The organism is Micromonospora pallida, from assembly GCF_900090325.1.
Lineage (GTDB): Bacteria > Actinomycetota > Actinomycetes > Mycobacteriales > Micromonosporaceae > Micromonospora > Micromonospora pallida.
The window spans coordinates 1146275-1163764 of the sequence record NZ_FMHW01000002.1; the positions used below are offsets into that span (position 1 = coordinate 1146275).

The window sequence follows — 17490 nt, forward strand, 5'->3', positions numbered from 1 at the left end:
GTGGGGCCGGTCAGCCGCCGGGTCGCCATCCGCGGGCCCGGCCTCGACGCGTCACGGCCGTACCGATCCCGACCAGCAGCGCCGCCACGAGTCCCGCCGACGCCAGCGGCAGCACCACCGGATGCACGTCGGAACCGCGATCCGCACCGGCCGCGGCGACCGGCTGCGCGCTCGCGGCCGCGACTGCCGGTGGGTCCTCGACACCCTCGGCGGCCACTGCCCGGTACGGGTCCACCATTCCCCAACCGAGCTGCGGGTGGTGCCCGGCGACGGCGGTCCGCTGCGCGGTCGACGTGATCCGCCGCACCACCTCGGCGGCGCTGAGTTCTGGCCGGTAGGACCGCAGCAGCGCGGCCGTGCCCGCCACGTACGCCGCCGCGTAGGCCGGATCGTCGACGGTGGGTGAATGTCCCAGCCGGCCGTTCGCTCCGGCGGAGAGGCTCAGCAGTTGTCTGCCCGGGGCGGACACCCCGATGTGGTCACCGGATTCGGTGGAGGCCACCGCGCCGTCCGGCCCGAACGCGCCGACCGCCAGCACCCCGGGCAGCGCGGTCGGGTAGCTGGTCGCCCCCTGGGTCCGCGGGCCGGAGGTGGCCGGCGACACCACCACGATGTCGGCCGCGATCGCCCGTGCGGTGGCGGCCCGCAGCTGGGCGGTGTTCCTCGTCGCCGGCAGTACCACGTAGATCACCCGGGCGCGGGCGGTGACCGCGACGTCGATGGCGGCGGCGAGTCGGTCGGGGTCGACGGCCCCGTTGCCCTGCGTGGTGCTCTGGGTGTAGCGAACCGGGAGCACGGACACCCCGGGAGCCAGGCCGGCGAAGGTAGTGTCGTCATGTGGCCGGGCTGCGATCAGGCCGGCGGCGAACGTGCCGCGGCCGTCGCAGTCGTCGGTGGCCACGCCGCTGTTGTCCAGGACGTCCCGACCATCCTCGACCTGGCCCGGACGGAACTGTGCGTTACGGGCGTCGACGCCGGTGCCGAGCACCGCGGTCCGCACGCCGGAACCCGTGCTCAGTGGCCACACCCGGCGCGGCCCGAGCAGTTCGATCGCCCACGGGGTGCCTGCGGTGTGCACCCCCACCGGGCTGGCGCATCCGGCCGGCGCCCCGTAGCGGGCCGGCGCGGCGGCCACCGGCAGCGCCCCGAGCAACGCGCCGACGAGGCCCGCCAGCGCGCCAAGGGCGGGTCGCGTGCCAGCCCGACGGGCAGTCGTGCCGCCGCCGTGCTCGGGACTGCCCCACCGGATCATGCCGGCACCCGCAGCGTCACCCGGGTGCCGCGACCGGGCCAGGACTCCACGGTCGCCTTGCCGCCGACCTCGCGCAGCCTGGCCATGATCGACTCCCGGATGCCGAACCCGGGTCGGCCGGCGACCTCGAAGCCGCAGCCATGGTCGCGGACCACGACGACCAGGGCGCTGCTCTCCTCGTCGGCGCGGACCACCGCGTCACCGGTCCCGGCGTGCTTGGCCACGTTACCCAGCGCCTCCCGGACCCCGCCGAGGACCGCGTCCCGGTAGGGGCCGGACATCCGGCTGCCGGCGCCGGCGGCCACCGCCAACTGCACCCGCAGCCCGCGTCCCGCGAGCTCCTCGGCCAGTTCGGCCAATCCGTCGGCGAGCGGGTTGTCCCTGCCGCCACCGGGTTCGTCGAGCATCCTGCGCAGCTGAGCGGCCTGGGCCCGGGCCGTGGCCCGCACCTGGGCGAGCTGCGTCGCCGACGCGGTCTCGTCCGCCGCGCTGTGCAGGGCGATCGCTTCCAGGGTCTGCAACACCGTGTCGTGCACCGACCGCAGCCACCGGGCCCGCTCGGCCTCCCGACCGGCCCGTATTCCGTAGGACATGGCCAGGTGCAGGCTCAGCCCACAGATCACCAGCGCCGCCAACGCGACCACCACCGCCAACGCGAGCCACCCGGCCCGGCCAGCCAGCGTTGCCATGTCCGCGGCGGCGCCGAACGCGACCGTCACCAACTGGACCGGCATCGACACCAGCACGGCGAGCACGCCACCGAGCAGCCCGTACGCGCCGGTCACCAGGACCACGGCACCGGCCAGGTACGGCCAGAACACCTCGGTGTGCGGTACGACCGCACTCACCGCCAGAGCCACCCCGTACGACACCGCGAGGTCGACCAGCACCGCCCCGCGTACGTGTTCGAGGTCCACCGTCGGCCGCCGGTGGGCCGCGACGATCGCCGCGACGTTGGCGGTCAGCAGCAGCGCCGCGACCGGCAGCAGAGTAACCAGCGCCACCGGCTTGCCCAACGCCACGAGCAGGCCCATGGCGACGGGCAGGACGCACACCCGGTATGCCAGAGCACCGAGCAGCAGGCAACGCGAGGTCTGGCGGTGCAGGGCGGCTGCGGCGTCGTCGACCGGGCCGAGGTCGTCCACGGAGGCCGTCACCGTCCATGTCGGATGCCGCCGCGGTGAGGCAACCCCCGTCACGGCGACGCGGGCCAGCAGCGCGAACACCATGGCCGGCATGTCGACGCTGTCGACTGCCAAGGATCCTCCCGCGCTGCGCCGACCAATGCCCACGTGTCAGCTCCTTGTCCACATCACGGACCGCGCGTCGCGACTGGCCCAACGAGGATCTTGGCCAGTTTCCCGACATTCGACCTCCGGAGCAAGAGTTGACCACCCATTGATCCATGCCGCTTCGCCCGCAGCTCGCCGCTCGGTCGGACGCCACCATGCCCGCGCGATCGGCGGCGGCGTGACGCGTCCCCGGTGCGCCCGGTCAACCGCGCAGGGTGGGGTCCGCCACCTCGGCGGGATGTGGAGGGTGACAGCAACGCTCTTCGGCTGTCTTTCGGTCCGTCCTGGCTGAATTGGTGCCAGCGGGTGCCCGGCCCCCGCACCCTCGTTCGCCGGGCACCCGCCCCATCCCGAAACGCAGTCGAGGAGAGATCATGCGGATCAGCATCATGACCGGGCTCGCTCTCGCTGGCGCCGCAGCCGCAGTGGCCGTCGCCGGCGGTGTGGCGTACGCGACCGACGACGCTGACCACGAGGCCGTCGTGCAGATCGTGACGGAGCAGGAGCAGGCTGGCAGCAGCGGTGCTGGGCAGCGGTGGTCCACCGAGGACTGCCCCGACAAGGACGACGCTGCGCCGACCGCCCCCGGTGGAAGCGAGACGGGCCAGCCGACCACACCACAGGAGTCGGCCGCGCCGCAGGAGGCACTGTGACGGCGGTACCGGCCGTGGTGAACGGCACCGACGTCAGGGTTGGCCTCGACCACGCCCACGCTGCCCGGCTGCTCGAGCAGACCCTGTTCGAGGTGAAACGGGTCATCGTCGGCCAGGACCGGCTGGTGGAGCGCCTGCTCACCGCACTGCTGGCGCGGGGGCACTGCCTCCTGGAGGGGGTGCCCGGGGTCGCGAAGACCCTCGCCGCGGAGACCCTGGCCACCGCCGTCGGCGGTAGCTTCGCCCGGATCCAGTTCACCCCGGACCTGGTGCCGTCGGACATCCTCGGCACCCGCATCTACCGGTCCTCCCGGGAGAGCTTCGACGTCGAACTCGGCCCGGTGATGACGAACCTCGTCCTGGCCGACGAGATCAACCGCGCCCCGGCGAAGGTGCAGTCGGCGCTGCTGGAGGTGATGGCCGAGGGGCAGGTCTCGATCGGCGGGCGCACCCATCCGCTGCCGACACCGTTCCTCGTGCTGGCCACCCAGAACCCGATCGAGTCCGAGGGTGTCTACCAGCTGCCGGAGGCCCAGCGGGACCGGTTCCTGATGAAGGTGGTCGTCGACTACCCGACCGACGAGGAGGAGTTGGGCATCCTCTACCGGATGGGCGCCGACCGCCCGACCGCACGCGCGGTGCTCGACCCGGATCGGCTGGTCGCTCTGCAGACGCTGGCCCGGCAGGTGTTCGTGCACCACGCCCTGGCCGAGTACGTCGTCAGACTGGTCGCCGCCACCCGGGACCCGGCCCGGTTCGGTCTGCCGGACGTGGCCGGTCAGCTCGCGTACGGGGCGAGCCCCCGGGCCACGCTCGGCCTGGTGGCCGCCGCGCGGGCGGTCGCGCTCCTGCGGGGTCGGGACTACGTGCTGCCGGCCGACGTGCGGGAGATCGCGGTGGACGTCCTCGCCCACCGGCTGGTGCTCTCCTTTGACGCGTTCGCCGACGGTGTCGACACCACCGCACTGGTTCGCCGGCTGGTCGACGCCGTGCCCCTGCCGCAGATCGCACCGGCTCAGGAGGACCAGGGCCCCGGCCTGGGGGCCGCGGCGTGAACGGATCCGGGGCGACGATCCGGCACCTCGCGCCGCAGCGGCGGCTGCGCCGGCTGGAGCTGACCGTCACCCGCCGGCTGGACGGGCTGCTGCACGGCCGGTACCTCGGCCTGCTGCCCGGGCCGGGCAGCGAACCGGCCGGTAGCCGCGAGTACCGGCCCGGTGAGGACGAGGTACGACGGATGGACTGGTCGGTGACCGCCCGCACCACAGTGCCGCACGTACGGACGGTCGACGCGGACCGGGAGCTGACCACCTGGGTGCTGGTCGACGCGACGCCGAGCATGGACTTCGGCACGGCCGAGCTGGAGAAGCGGGAACTCGCGGTGGCCGCGGTGGCCGCCGTCGGCTTCCTCACCGCCGGCGTCGGCAACCGGCTCGGCGCGCACCTGCTCACCCACGAAGGGCTCCGCCCCGTCAAGCCGGGCACCGGCCGCCCCCACCTGTTCCGGCTGTTACGGACGCTGCTGGAGGTGCCACGCGGGCTGCCGGCACCGGCGCCGGTGCCGCTCGCCGACGGGCTGGACGGGCTGCGTCGGACCGCCAGCCGGCGTGGCCTGGTGGTGGTGGTCTCGGACTTCCTCGACGGCCTGCCCGACGCGGGGGTGGCCGGGGCGGCGGGTCCACCACCGGCGTGGGAGCGGACACTGCGCCGGCTGGTCGCCCGTCACCAGGTTCTTGCCGTGCAGGTGTCCGACCCTCGCGAGGGGGAGCTGCCGGACGTCGGGCTGATCACCCTGGTCGACCCGGAGAGCGGCCGCCGGCGCGAAGTGTCGACCGGCAGCCGGCGGCTGCGCGAGCGGTACGCGGCAGCGGCCACCGCCCAGCGGGAGGCGGTGGCCCGGGCGATCCGCCGCAGCGGCGCCGCGCACCTGCGGCTCTCCACCGACCGGGACTGGATCGGCGACATCGCCCGCCATGTGATCAACCAGCGTCGGCTCGCCGGCGCCGTACGACCGCCGACCGGAGGTGCCGCGTGAACGACCGCTGTACGAAGCCCGCCAGCGACGGGGTGACGACGTGACCTGGCAGTCCCCGGAACGGCTCTGGCTGCTGGCCGGGGTGGCCGCCCTGGTGGTCGGCTACCTGCTGATGCAACGCAGGCGCAGCCGTTACGCCGTCCGGTTCACCAACCTCCGGCTCCTGGACCGGGTCGCGCCGCACCGGCCGGCATGGCGCCGACACGTGCCGGCGAGCCTGTTCCTGGCGATGCTGGCGCTGCTGGTGGTCGGCTTCGCCCGTCCCACCGACGAGGTTCGGGTGCCCCGCGAGCGGGCCACCGTCATCGTCGCGGTCGATGTCTCCCGGTCGATGCTCGCCGCCGACGTCGCCCCGGACCGGCTCACCGCGGCCAAGGACGCCGCCCGCGAGTTCGTCGACGACCTGCCCGAGGAGTTCAACGTGGGGCTGGTGGCGTTCGCGGGCGACGCCTCCGTGCTGGTGGCCCCGGACACCGACCGCGCGGCGCTGGCCGCCGGCATCGACCGGCTCGCCGAGGGCGCCGCCGGGATCCAGGGCACGGCCATCGGCGAGGCGATCGACACCTCGCTGGAGTCGATCCGCACCCTGGACGCCCGGGCCGCCGAGGAACCGCCGCCCGCCCGGGTGGTGCTGCTCTCCGACGGTGCCAACACCTCCGGACGGGATCCGGCACAGGCCGCCGCCGAGGCCACCGAGCAGGGCGTACCGGTCGACACGATCTCGTTCGGCACCCCGGACGGGGTGATCGGCTCCGGTGGCGGCGGGCAGGCCGTCCCGGTCGACGGCGAGACGCTGCGCGAGGTCGCCAGGCAGACCGGTGGTGGCTACCACGAGGCCGGCAGCAGTGACGAACTGCGCGCGGTGTACGCCGACATCGGCACCTCGGTCGGCTACGAGACCGAGCGGCAGGACGTGTCGGCACGGTTCATCGGCGTCGGCCTGGTGCTGGCGTTGCTCGCCGCCGCGACGTCGATGCTCTGGTTCTCCCGCCTGCCCTGACCACGAGCGACTGAGGAGGGTCATCGATGTCGACCACATCCACCGGTCTGGGGGAGCCGCGCGGTCCGCGGTTCACCTCACCGGACCTCACGGCCGGCAGTGGTCCGGTCGGCGTACCCAGGTCGGACGCCGGACCGGTGCCGGCCGCGACCGACCGGCGGTGGCCCCGGCTGCTGCTGGCCGGTCTGGCCGTGGTCGCGGTGTCGGCGGGAGCCGGCGGCACCGCCGGTCACCTCGCGGCGTCCGACGAGCCGGACCCACCGGCACCCGGCGCGGCGGCACCACTGCCGCCGTCGGGCACCGCCCCGGCGGTCCCGTCCGACCTGGTGACGGCGGCGGCCCGGGCCCTGCCCGGGGTGGTCTCCGTGCAGGTACGGCGAGGCGGATCCGGCTCCTCCGGCTCCGGGTTCGTCATCGACGACCGAGGTCACATCGTCACCAACGACCACGTCGTCGCCGGGGGCGGCACGATCAGCGTCGTCGGTCAGGACGGCCGCCGGCTGACCGCCCGCCTCGTCGGCCGCGATCCCGGCAGCGACATCGCGGTGCTGCGGGTGGACCCGGCCGGGCGGCTTCCCGCGCTGCCCCTGGCCGCCGCCGGACAGACCCGGGTCGGCGAACCGGTGCTGGCCGTCGGCTCCCCGCTGGGACTCTCCGGCACCGTCACCGCCGGGATCGTCAGCGCCCTCGACCGACCGGTACGCCTCGGCGGCGGCGCCCGGCAGACCGCCGTGCAGACCGACTCCTCGATCAATCCCGGCAACTCCGGCGGACCGCTGGTCAACGCCCGGGGCGAGGTGGTCGGGGTGAACACCGCGATCGCCACGCTGGAGGGCGGCGGCAGCATCGGCATCGGCTTCGCGATCCCGATCGAGCGCGCCGCGCGTGTGGCGGCCGGCATCATCGCGAGGGGATAGGTTTTCTGCTCATGCGGCTGCTCCTGGTAGAGGACGAGACGGACCTGGCCGGCGCGCTGCGGGTCGGCCTGACCCGCGCGGGGCACGCCGTCGACCTGGCCGCCGACGCCACCGAGGCGTACGAGCTGCTGCTGGTCAACGCGTACGACCTGATGCTGCTCGACGTCAACCTGCCCGACGTCGACGGGTTCACGGTCTGCCGGACGATCCGCCGGGGCGAGGTCGAGGTGGCCGCCGGGCGTGACCTGCGGGTATTGATGCTGACCGCCCGTGGGGCGCTCGGTGACCGCGTCCGCGGGCTCGACGAGGGTGCCGACGACTACCTGGTCAAGCCGTTCGCGCTGGCCGAACTGCTGGCCCGGGTACGGGCGCTGCTGCGTCGGGACACCGCCGGCACCGGCGCGGTGCTCACCGTGGGTGACCTGTCCCTGGACGCGGCCCGGCACGAGGCGCAACGCGCGGGCCGGCCGTTGCGGCTCACGCCGAAGGAGTTCGGTGTGCTGGAGTACCTGATGACCCGCCCTGGCCGGGTGGTGCCAGCGGAGGAACTGCTCGAACACGTCTGGGACGCCAACGCCGACCCGTTCACCGAGACGGTCCGGGTGACCGTCGGCACCCTGCGCCGCAAGCTCACCGGCGGCGACGGCGACCCGCCGATCGAGACGGTGATCGGGCGGGGCTACCGGCTGCGGGAGGCAGTATGAAGATCTTCCGGTCCATCCGGTTCCGGCTCACCGTGCTCTACTCGACGCTGCTGTTCGCGTTGGCCGGAGCCGGTCTGCTGGTCGCATACGTGGCGGTGGACCGGGCGGTCGACCCGAAGCCGGTCACCAAGCGCTACGAGGCACAGCTGGTCAAGCTCAAGAGCGACGGCCGTACGGTACCGACCGGCACCACCATCGAGGTCGCCGAGGTGCAGCAGATCGAGGGTGAGGTCAACCTGCGGCTGATGGAGACCCTGCGGGACTACTCGCTGGTCGCCCTCGGCGGGCTCTTCGTCGCCAGCCTCGGCATCGGCTGGGTGCTCTCCGGGCGGGCGCTGCGCCCGGTCGGGGCGATCGCCCGCGCCGCCCGGGAGATCCAGGCCACCGACCTGTCCCGGCGTATCCGGCTCACCGGCCCCCGCGACGAGCTGCGCGACCTCGCCGACACCATCGACTCGATGCTCGACCGGCTCGACCACGCGTTCCGCGCCCAGCGTCAGCTCGTCGACGACGCCTCCCACGAGCTGCGCAGCCCGCTCGCCATCATCCGCGCGCACCTGGACGCCTCGCTCACCTCGCCGGAGGCGAGCGACGAGGAGCGGGCGCAGGCGGTCGCCACCGTGGACCGGGCCACCACCCGGATGTCCCGGCTCATCGAGGACCTGCTCGCCACCGCCCGCCGCGACACCGACGCCCTCAACGACACCGACGTCGAGCTGAGCGTCGTCGCGCGGGAGGCCGGCGAGGACATCGCCCCGCTCGCCGCCGGGCGTGGGCTGCGCCTGCGGTACGTGCTCGGCGCCGAACTCGTCTGCATCGGTGACCCGGACGCACTGCGCCGGGCGGCGGGCAACCTGCTGTCCAACGCGGTCCGCCTCTCCCCGCCCGGCGGAGCGATCACCATCGCCACCGGTCGGGTCGGCGGCTGGCTCTGGCTCGCCGTCGCCGACGAGGGACCGGGCATCGCCGAGGACGACCAGACCCGGGTGTTCGACCGGTTCTGGCGCGGAGAAACCGGCCAGGGTTCCTCCCGCGACCGGCGAACCGGGCTGGGCCTGGCGATCGTGCGGCAGATCGTCGAGTCGCACAGCGGGCACGCCGCCGTCTTCTCCCGGCTGGGCGTCGGCAGCACCTTCCTGCTGTGGCTACCGTCCACCGACCGCACCGACGACAACCCACCCCCGACGACATCGCCTGTGTGACGGCACGCCCGGACAGCCGTCCCTCGAGGGTCTGGCGTCGCGGACCAGCAGCTACCCCCACGCCCTTGCGGCTGTGACCGCTCAAGGACGCCCTGGTGGTACATCCTTCCTCGGTAACTCCCTCGCGCCCGAAGTATCCGCTTTCATGGAGGGAGCCCACAGCGGGCAGGTACAACCGGGCCAGAACCACTGTGAGGAGGGGCCGTCATGAAGCTTCAGGCTGTGCAATCCACCATCAAGATGCCGTCGCAGGCGTTCACCGGCGACGTCTACATGACCCCGATCTACAACGGCACCGGGCCGTCGCGAATGACCGTCGCGCTGGTCCGGTTCACCCCCGGCGCCCGCACCAACTGGCACTCCCACGCCGTCGGCCAGACCCTGCACGTCACCGAAGGCGTCGGCCTGGTCGGCACCCGCGACGGCTCGGTGCTGCGTATCCACGCCGGCGAGACGGTGCTCTGCCCACCGGATGAGCAGCACTGGCACGGTGCCGCCGAAGACACGTTCATGAGCCACCTCGCGATGCTCGAAGCCAAACCCGACGGCAGCGACCCCACCACCTGGCTCGAGCCGGTCACCGACGAGCGCTACAAGACCGCGAACCAGGCGGCCTGAGCATGAACCCCACCTACGACTTCACCGGTCAGGTCGCCCTGGTCACCGGCGCCGGCTCCGGGATGGGCCTGGCCACCGCCCGCGCCTTCGCCGAATCCGGGGCCGCGGTCGTGCTGACCGACATCAACCCCGACGCGCTGCGCACCGTCACCGCCGAGTTGACCGGCGCCGGACATCGGGTACTGGGCGTGCCCTGTGATGTCGCCGACGAGGCGAGCGTCGCCGCCGCCGTGCACGCCACGGTCGAGCAGTTCGGGCGCCTGGACATGGCGTTCAACAACGCCGGCATCCAGGCGCCGCCCAGCGACGCCGCCGACGAGAGCGCCGACGTCTTCGACCGGGTCAACGCGATCAACCTGCGCGGAGTCTGGGCGTGCATGAAACACGAACTCGCCCAGATGCGCGCCCAGGGCAGCGGCGCGATCGTCAACTGCTCGTCGCTCGGCGGACTCGTGGGCCTGCCCGGCCGGGCCGCCTACCACGCCGGCAAACACGGCGTGATCGGCCTGACCCGCAGCGCCGCCCTGGAGTACGCGCCGCGCGGCATCCGCATCAACGCGGTCTGCCCCGGCACCATCGCCACCCCGATGGTCACCGACATGATCGACAAGGGTGAGCTCGACCGCGACGAGGCGATCGCCAACCAGCCGATCAACCGGCTCGGCGAACCCGAGGAGATCGCCGCTGCGGTGTTGTGGCTGTGTAGCTCCGGCGCCAGCTTCGTGGTCGGTGTCGCCCTGCCCGTCGACGGCGGCTACACCGCCCGCTGAGCCAGGGGTGTACCAGCCCCGCCCGGCCGCCGGATGCGGTCGACCCGGCCGGCACGGACCCCGGTGGGGCGGTCACCTGCGGGTGCCTGTCCCGGTGTCCGCCGCGACCGGGAAGTCCGCGCCCCGGCTGACCGCCTCGTCCGCCCGCAGCTCGGCGAGCATGGCCTCCAGGTTGTCCGCCACCCGGTCGTACCCCGCGCTGCCCAGCACCAAGCGCCTCGGGGCCTGGTCGCGGTCGACCGCCGCGACCGCGGCCTCGACGCCACGCACGGGATCGCCGGGCTGCCGGCCGTTCTGTTCGATCATGCTGGCCCGCACGGTCGCCAGCATCGACCGGTACTCCTCGACGCCCTCCTCGACCGGCTCGTCGGCGAAGCCGGCGTAGGCCCGGGTGCGGAAAGCGCCGGGCTCCACCGCGAGCACCCTGATGCCGAACGGCGCGACCTCCTGCCGCAGCACCTCCGTCAGCCCCTCGACGGCGAACTTCGCCGCCGTGTAGAAACCGAATCCGGGTACACCGACCAGGCCGGCAACCGAGGACATGTTGACGATGCAGCCGGCGCGCCGGGCCCGCATCCCGGGCAGCACGGCGCGCGTCACCCGTAGCACCGAGAAGAAGTTCAGTTCGAACATGTTGCGTACGGCGGCCTCGTCCATTCCCTCGACCGAGCCGTACCAGCCGCGTCCGGCGTTGTTGACCAGCACGTCGATGCTCCCGAAGCGCCGTTCGGCCTCCGCCACGGCCAGCCGGATCTGCCCGGCGTCGGTGACGTCCAGGGGCAGGACGAGCGCGTCGTCGCCGTGCCGCGCCGCCCAGTCGCGCAACTCGTCGGGGCGCCGCGCGGTCAGCACCACCCGGTCGCCACGGCCGAGCACGACGTCCGCGTACGCCATACCGAAGCCGCCCGGGGTGCCTCCGGTGATGAACCAGGTCCTCATGACTTCCTTCCCGATTCCCTTCCTGAAACGGTTCGCCGGTCCTGGGGAGCGGAAGGCGTCAGGGTGCGATCTCCAGCTGGCTGATCCGGTCGCCGGAGAGCGTGAACCGCCAGGTCAGGTCGGCCGTACCGCCCGGGAAGTTCCCCTCGATCCGGCCGCTGACCAGGAAGGCGTCCGCCCCGGCCGGCTCCACCCGGCGCAGCTCGGTCGTGTACTCGTACCGCGACGCCGGCCCCTCCTGCCAGGCCCGGATCTCCGACCGGCCGCGCCGGGTCTCGTTCTCGTCGACTACCACCGCGTCCTCGGTGAACAGGCCGACGACGCGCTCGACGTCGCGACTCGCACTCGCGTCGAAGTAGTCCCGGATGACGCTGGGAACTGCCGTGTCCATGTCTCTCCCCCTCTGCCGCTATACACGCTACACGGCATAGTGTAGCGCTACATGAGATACCATAGCGCTATGCCTCGTCGTGCGCTGAGCGGTAATGCCCGGGACCGTCTCCTCCTGGCCGCCGCCGAGCTGATGGACAGCTCCGGCGACCGTGACGTGTCGACCCGGGCGGTCTGCGAGCGCGCCGGGGTGCAGGCGCCGACGCTCTACCACCACTTCGGCAGCAAGCAGGGCCTGATCGACGCGGTGATAAACCACGGCTTCAGCCAGTACGTCCACTCGCCGCGGCCCTCCGGCGACACCCGGGACGCGCTGGACGACATCCGCCGAGGCTGGGATGAGCACGTCCGGTTCGGACTGGAACATCCGACCTTCTACGCCCTGCTCTACGGGCGGGTCGAGCCCGGCCGACCCTGCGCCATCACCGCGCCCGCCCACGCCATGCTGCGGGACCTGCTGGGCGCCGCCGCGCGCCAGGGGCTGCTACGGGTACCGGTCGACGACGCGGCCGAGCAGATCCTCGCCGCCAACGTCGGCGTCACCCTCAGCCTGATCACGCAGCCCGAGGAGGCGCGCGACCCGGGCCTCTCGAATCGGGTACGGGAGGCCGCACTCGCCGGCGTCCTCGACACCACCGCGCGCGGTGAGTCCCCGGCGGCGACCCGCGCCAGCACCGCGCTGGCGCTGCGGACCCTGCTGGAGCAGGATTCGACCGGGCTCACCGCCGGGGAGCACGCGCTCCTCGGCGAGCTGCTGGACCGCCTCGGGCGCTCCTGAACCGTGCCGGTCCGGCCCGGAGCGGCACGGGTTGCCCGGGAAGCGAGCGCTCAGGGGCGGTTGCCGACGGTCCGAGGCGAGCATCTCCGCGCCGAGCGGGCGCAGGCTGTGCAGCACCGACCTGCCCAGCCGCCGAGCATTAGCCGCCGGTTGATCATCCGTTGGTGGAGCTGGCGCCGTTGCTCGGCGGGAAGGTCAGCAGTGGCGAGCAGCTGCGCCGCGCAGGCTTCTGCGCCGTCGATATTGCCCCGCAACGCTAGGATGTTGACCTTGTCCCTTATTGCCAAACTTCCTGAGCGTAGGTCGTTCCGCGGTTACCCGAATTTGCGCGTTCTGAGGAACGACGCCTACCTCTCGGCAGATCAGCGGCCCCGCACAGGAGGCGCTGAACCGGGAGTGTCGGCGGCCGGCTCAGGCGGCGTGATCGCGTGGCATCGCCTCTGCGGGCAGAACCAGTACCTTCCCGTCCGCCCGTTGGACGAGGCCGATCTCGACATCGGGAAGCTCCGAGGCGGCCACCGACTCCTCGCTCGCCAGTTGCCGCAGGCGGCCCGGCCAGGCGAGCAGGTTGTTCACTTCGCCTTGCGTCAGCAGGCGGTCCGTGAAGCTCTTGGTGGGAGCACGGAGCCGGAGTTCCGCCAGGTCCACCAGGAGCGCGCGCAGCTCGCTCTGGAGTTCGTCCACGCTTCGCTGCTCATCCTGCAGCATCGCCGTGAAACGACGGAAGTCGAGCTCCGGAGACTTCTGAGCGTGCTCCACGGCTTGCAGAACCGCGACACGTCGCTTCGTGGCGATCGCCAGCGAAGCGAGCCGGAGCTCGACGCGGAACGCACCGTTGGGCTGGTCGATTCCGGGGAAGGCCTTGACGAGGTCAGCGATCTCCACACCTTCGGACGAGAACGCTGCGAGTTTCGCCCGCCATGTCGCGGCCCTGCGTGTGGCCGCGGCGATGGCGGTGTCGACGGTGTGCACCGCGGCATCCAGGCCCAGGGAATGTCCGGCCTCACCCTTGTCGAGCAGGAGCGCGGTCGCTCTCTCGACGGCTGTCGTTGCGCCGTTGAGGCGATCGCGCTCCGCGTCGAGATTGTCGGCGGTCAGCTCCTCGAGAAGCTCGGTGACTCTCTCCATGGCCTTACGGCGCTGCTCTTCGGCGTACACGCTCGCGGCGGTGGCGACGGCGAGGAGAACGAAGGACGCTGCGGCGGTGACCATGCCGACGCCAGTTGCGACTCTTGCGGTGCCGCTCACCGCCGCGGTAGCGCCCGGACGTGACGCGTCGGCCACCACCGGGACGAAGGTCGCGTTCCCCACGATCCCTGTCTTGCCGAGGATCCCGCTGTGGATCCCGCCGAGGACTTTCTTGGACGGCATGGATCGGACCAGGCCTTCACCGAGCTGCGCCGCCACCGTCCTCGGCACCACCATGCGGTACAGCGTCTCCGTCGACTTCGCGGCGCCGGCCACGCTGGTGGAGGCGTTTGCCGGCACCTTCAACAGGCGCCGGAGTTCCATGGCGAGAGGCGAAGCGGCGTCGAGGAGCCGCCCGCCCCGAAGGTGCGCCTCTACGGGAAGCGGATATGCCTCCACCGTGACAAGCGGCGTGTCGAGAAACGCGGCGAGCGCCTGCCGCAGCCCGGCAAGCCGCTCCGGGGTCATCCCCTCGTGATCCACAGGAAGCTGAGCTGCCAGCGAAACCCTCCCGGATTCCGTCGCCAGGGTCCACACCGGCACCTGCAAGTGGTCCGTCACGCCGTTTCCGCCGTTCCTAGTCGTGGCGAGCGCCTCCGAGACTAACCATCCACATCGACGGCAGGTTCGTCGGCTGTCTCGCGAAGGTCCCTTTCCCGCAGGCCACGCGCCCTCCGTCAGGTAGGAGCGGGATTACCGGCACCCCCTCGCGTGCCACGCGCCTGCCCAGGTAGTCGGGTGCCCCGCATCGGCCTCCACATGGGAGGATCAGATCATGGCACTGATCTCCACCGATGCCCTCGCCGGGTATCTTCTCGAGGAGGCGATAGCCTTCCTGCTTAGCTCGAACGGATACCGGCTCCTGCAGGACTCGGACGCTGATGAGCAAGCCTTGCGTCAAGCGGGACACGGCCTGCTCGTTCGCGGCCGGGGGGCTGATCACCAGGCCGACGTGTTGGGTGATCTGCTGATGCCGACGCCGTTCTCCCTACCTGTTCGGCTGTTCGTCGAGGCGAAGAACCGCGGTTCGAAGGTCGGCCTGGCAGAGGTGCGCAACGCCCACGGCGTCATCGATGACGTGAACCAGCAGTACTCGACCGAATTATCGACGTCTTACCGGCATCCGTTACGCCGGTATCAGTACCGCTACGCGTTGTTCTCGGCGGCCGGTTTCAAAAAGGAAGCACAAAGCTACGCGCTCGCTCAACAGATCTCGCTTGTCGACCTATCCGGGCCCGCGTTCGAACCCCTCATCGCCACAGTAGAAAGGGCCGCGAGTCTGGTCCTCGCCGAAGCAGTGGAGGCCGATCTCACGACCTTCCCTGTCCGGCAAGTGCGACTGGCACTCCGAACTGCATTCAGCAGCGCAGGAGTCGAGATGACTGCGACCGGAGTGCCCACTGCAGGTACGGCCGGCGCCCTGCCCGCGGACATCCTGGCGTTCTGGGCGGCCCGGGTGACCGCCGAACTGCAGGATTCGGCTACCGGTGAAGGGCTCATCCTGGGCTTCCCCACAGCGCCGTTCATTCTGGCCATGCAGCCCGACAGCATGGAGGACTTCGAGGCCTTCATCGCAGAGCACGGCACTCACATCCCAGTGGACATCCGTTTCGGGCGAGAAGGGGCTCGTGGGGACTGGACCATCACCCCCATGGCGGATCCCGAGGCTTTCCGGCTGTCCTTCGGTCTCCCCGGCGCGCTTGAGGCCTGGTTGTTGTCCATACCCGAGCAGCAACGCCGACGTGCGGCCGATGCGAGACAGTTCTTGTTGCCGACGATCAGCCTGTTTCTGGAAGACCGGCTCGTCCAGTTGCGGTATCAACCGGTGCAAGCGCCTCCCCGGCCTCCCTCGGAGGAGGAGCAGGTTGAGGACGGCGCGGGTACTGACGCAGCCGATACCTCGTTCCTGCGACGCAACCTCCCGGCACGGCCTCGGCAACGGGTACGTCCCGCGGTGCGGATCGTAATCGAAGATCAGGCTGAGCGGGTGCCACGTGAAATTCGAGGCTGGTCGGTGCGGGCAGCTGAGAAGCTGATGACCGTGCTCGACAACTCCTACCCGGTGCTGGCAGCTCTGATCCGTACCGCAGCGCGCCAGGGCGGTCGGCTGGAGCGGGAACAGGTGTACGTGATCGCTGAGTTCCCACCGGATCGCACGCTGCGCGGACTGACACGTCCTACTAACCGCATCACGGCCTCTTTTATCGAGCAAGGCCACCTTCCCGAGGAAGTGGAGTATCCGTTCCAAACGGGCTACGACCACGGGGTCCAGGCGACTCACTTCACCGTGCCGCCCGACCTCGTGGCAGCGCTCCGAGCGCTCGGGCCGCCACGCGGAATCTGACGAGAGCCCCCCTGCCAACGGACAGGTGGGGCGGCAAGACCTGGGGTCAGGCGTTCAAGGACCGGTTCAACGACAAGCGGAACGTCCGGCCGGGTGGGTGCGTGCCTCCCACTGGTCCGTATGAGCAGCCGACGATCGTCCCGAAGAAGTCGGAGAGGAGATGACCAGCGTGATCAGCCGGCTGTGGCTGGCGGAGAACCTGCCGATCCGCGACGGGCTCTACCGGGCGGCCGGGACGGCGCGTGACGCATGGGCCGACCCCACCGCCCCGGGTGGCCTGGCTCTGGGGGAGCCGTTCGGCCTGACGGAGTTCCTGGTGCCGGACCCCGAAGAGGTCACCACGATCACGGTGGCGTTGGAACGGGAACTGTCGGACGGGTCGGGCCACCTGGTCTGCGGTGAGGGCTCCTACGGTTCGGAGGGGTTCTTCGGCCGGCTCGACCGGAACCGGCAGCTGCTCTGGGTGGTCTACCTGGAAGACGAGAACCCGTTCGTCGATGCCCACGTCGACGGCACCCGGGCCACCTTCACCTCCAGTTCCGGTGTCACGGCCGTCCGGCTCCGTCCAGACACGGGCGGAGCAGCTCGAACACGGCGGCCGGGTCCTCGACGTGGGCATTGTGGCCGAGCCCGGGCAGGGTGACCGGTGCCGGGACCAGCCGGGTCAACTGCTCGCGGCTGACCATCTGGTCCCGTTCTCCCCGGGCCAGTGTCACCTCGGCCCGTGACCCTGCCAGCAGCCCTTCCATGTCCGGCGCGCCCACGGCGAACGCCGAGGGATCCAGCGCCAGCCGCCATCGGCCGTCGTCGGAGCGCAGACCGGCGTCGACGGTGGGGGAGGCCGGGTCGAGCAGCCCGTCCAGGCCCGAGATCCGCAGGTAGCGGGCGGTGGCCTCGGCCCGGGAGTCGAACCAGGCAACCGGACGCTGGGCCAGTGCCGCGAGCCGGGTCAGTTCCTCCTCGCGCCACGCGACCTTGACGCCCAGGCCGACGACGGCCTCGATCGGCAGGGTGAACCCGTCACCGGCCAGGGCCAACCCGAGTACGCCGCCGAGCGAGTGGCCGAGGACGACCAGCCGCTGCCCCGGGTCGAGGATGCGGGCGACCCCGGTGGCCAACGTGTGGAACGTGTAGTCGTCCAGCGGTTCCGAGCCGCCGTGACCGGGCAGGTCGGGCGCGAGCCACCGGCCCGGCCAGTGCCGCTGGAGCACCGGCCGCCACCCGTCCCACACCGCGCCGTTGGCGGCCAGCCCGTGCAGCAGCAGCAGGACCGGCTGCCCGGTCCCGTCGCCGTTGGCCGGTCCGCCACCGCGTACCCGTATGCCGTCCCGCGTCCACGACTCGTCGTCCATGTGCCCAGTGTGCGGTCGGCGCTCCGGCCGCTGTCGCCGACCCGCCGTCCGCCGGC

At 71.9% G+C, this 17490-nt stretch carries 18 protein-coding genes; 12 read left to right on the forward strand and 6 right to left on the reverse strand.

Translation table 11 applies throughout. From position 1 onward, the window contains the following. Window positions 1-10: 10 nt before the first annotated feature. Window positions 11-1252, reverse strand: coding sequence for a S8 family serine peptidase (locus GA0074692_RS05135; protein WP_091639886.1), 1242 nt, complete (start codon window positions 1250-1252; stop codon window positions 11-13). Further along, a complete protein-coding gene (locus GA0074692_RS05140) occupies window positions 1249-2511 on the reverse strand; it encodes a sensor histidine kinase (RefSeq protein ID WP_141725168.1) in 1263 nt (420 codons plus the stop codon). Before GA0074692_RS05140 ends, GA0074692_RS05135 begins: the two co-directional genes overlap by 4 nt. Window positions 2512-2918: 407 nt before the next feature. Between GA0074692_RS05140 and GA0074692_RS05145 the strand changes: the two genes are divergently transcribed. From GA0074692_RS05145 to GA0074692_RS05185, 9 genes are all read left to right on the forward strand, one after another. Continuing rightward, the gene (locus GA0074692_RS05145) at window positions 2919-3197 is read left to right on the forward strand and encodes a hypothetical protein (RefSeq protein ID WP_091639890.1); all 279 of its coding nucleotides are present in this window, start codon (window positions 2919-2921) and stop codon (window positions 3195-3197) included. 14 nt (window positions 3198-3211) lie between these two features. Beyond that, a complete protein-coding gene (locus tag GA0074692_RS05150) occupies window positions 3212-4252 on the forward strand; it encodes an AAA family ATPase (RefSeq protein WP_091652634.1) in 1041 nt (346 codons plus the stop codon). Then, the gene (locus GA0074692_RS05155) at window positions 4249-5232 is read left to right on the forward strand and encodes a DUF58 domain-containing protein (RefSeq protein WP_091639893.1); all 984 of its coding nucleotides are present in this window, start codon (window positions 4249-4251) and stop codon (window positions 5230-5232) included. Before GA0074692_RS05150 ends, GA0074692_RS05155 begins: the two co-directional genes overlap by 4 nt. 40 nt (window positions 5233-5272) lie before the next feature. Further along, window positions 5273-6232: a VWA domain-containing protein gene (locus GA0074692_RS05160; RefSeq protein ID WP_091652638.1), complete on the forward strand. Its 960-nt coding sequence runs from the start codon at window positions 5273-5275 to the stop codon at window positions 6230-6232. 26 nt (window positions 6233-6258) lie between these two features. Beyond that, a complete protein-coding gene (locus GA0074692_RS05165; RefSeq protein WP_091639895.1) occupies window positions 6259-7149 on the forward strand; it encodes a S1C family serine protease in 891 nt (296 codons plus the stop codon). An 11-nt stretch (window positions 7150-7160) separates the two neighbouring features. Then, entirely contained in the window at window positions 7161-7853 is a 693-nt protein-coding gene (locus GA0074692_RS05170; protein WP_091639898.1) for a response regulator transcription factor, read from the forward strand. Further along, window positions 7850-9055, forward strand: coding sequence for a sensor histidine kinase (locus GA0074692_RS05175; RefSeq protein WP_091639900.1), 1206 nt, complete (start codon window positions 7850-7852; stop codon window positions 9053-9055). The genes GA0074692_RS05170 and GA0074692_RS05175 overlap by 4 nt, the downstream gene beginning before the upstream one ends. A gap of 207 nt (window positions 9056-9262) precedes the next feature. Next, on the forward strand, window positions 9263-9673 hold the full coding sequence (locus GA0074692_RS05180) for a (R)-mandelonitrile lyase (RefSeq protein ID WP_091639902.1): 411 nt from the start codon (window positions 9263-9265) through the stop codon (window positions 9671-9673). Window positions 9674-9675: 2 nt separating this feature from the next. Beyond that, on the forward strand, window positions 9676-10443 hold the full coding sequence (locus GA0074692_RS05185) for an SDR family NAD(P)-dependent oxidoreductase (RefSeq protein ID WP_091639904.1): 768 nt from the start codon (window positions 9676-9678) through the stop codon (window positions 10441-10443). Between the two features lie 72 nt (window positions 10444-10515). Here the strand turns inward: GA0074692_RS05185 and GA0074692_RS05190 are convergent, their stop codons facing one another. Next, on the reverse strand, window positions 10516-11382 hold the full coding sequence (locus GA0074692_RS05190) for an SDR family NAD(P)-dependent oxidoreductase (RefSeq protein WP_091639907.1): 867 nt from the start codon (window positions 11380-11382) through the stop codon (window positions 10516-10518). A 58-nt stretch (window positions 11383-11440) separates the two neighbouring features. Then, window positions 11441-11773, reverse strand: coding sequence for a nuclear transport factor 2 family protein (locus tag GA0074692_RS05195; protein WP_091639910.1), 333 nt, complete (start codon window positions 11771-11773; stop codon window positions 11441-11443). A gap of 69 nt (window positions 11774-11842) precedes the next feature. On the opposite strand from GA0074692_RS05195, the gene GA0074692_RS05200 reads away from it, so the two are divergent. Beyond that, window positions 11843-12550, forward strand: coding sequence for a TetR/AcrR family transcriptional regulator (locus GA0074692_RS05200; RefSeq protein WP_088979848.1), 708 nt, complete (start codon window positions 11843-11845; stop codon window positions 12548-12550). Between the two features lie 411 nt (window positions 12551-12961). On the opposite strand, the gene GA0074692_RS05205 is transcribed toward GA0074692_RS05200, so the two are convergent. After that, window positions 12962-14299, reverse strand: a complete 1338-nt coding sequence (locus tag GA0074692_RS05205; RefSeq protein WP_091639913.1) for a hypothetical protein — start codon at window positions 14297-14299, stop codon at window positions 12962-12964. A gap of 214 nt (window positions 14300-14513) precedes the next feature. Here GA0074692_RS05205 and GA0074692_RS05210 point away from each other — a divergent pair, with 214 nt between their 5' ends. Both GA0074692_RS05210 and GA0074692_RS05215 read left to right on the forward strand, forming a co-directional pair. Further along, window positions 14514-16082 (forward strand): PDDEXK family nuclease, encoded by a 1569-nt coding sequence (locus tag GA0074692_RS05210; protein WP_091639916.1) that lies wholly within the window; start codon window positions 14514-14516, stop codon window positions 16080-16082. Between the two features lie 160 nt (window positions 16083-16242). Further along, window positions 16243-16725: a hypothetical protein gene (locus GA0074692_RS05215; protein WP_091639919.1), complete on the forward strand. Its 483-nt coding sequence runs from the start codon at window positions 16243-16245 to the stop codon at window positions 16723-16725. Here GA0074692_RS05215 and GA0074692_RS05220 read toward each other — a convergent pair. Further along, window positions 16628-17434 carry an alpha/beta fold hydrolase gene (locus GA0074692_RS05220; RefSeq protein ID WP_091639921.1) on the reverse strand — a complete coding sequence of 269 codons (807 nt, stop codon included), beginning with the start codon at window positions 17432-17434 and terminating at the stop codon, window positions 16628-16630. The genes GA0074692_RS05215 and GA0074692_RS05220 overlap by 98 nt on opposite strands. Window positions 17435-17490: the final 56 nt, after the last annotated feature.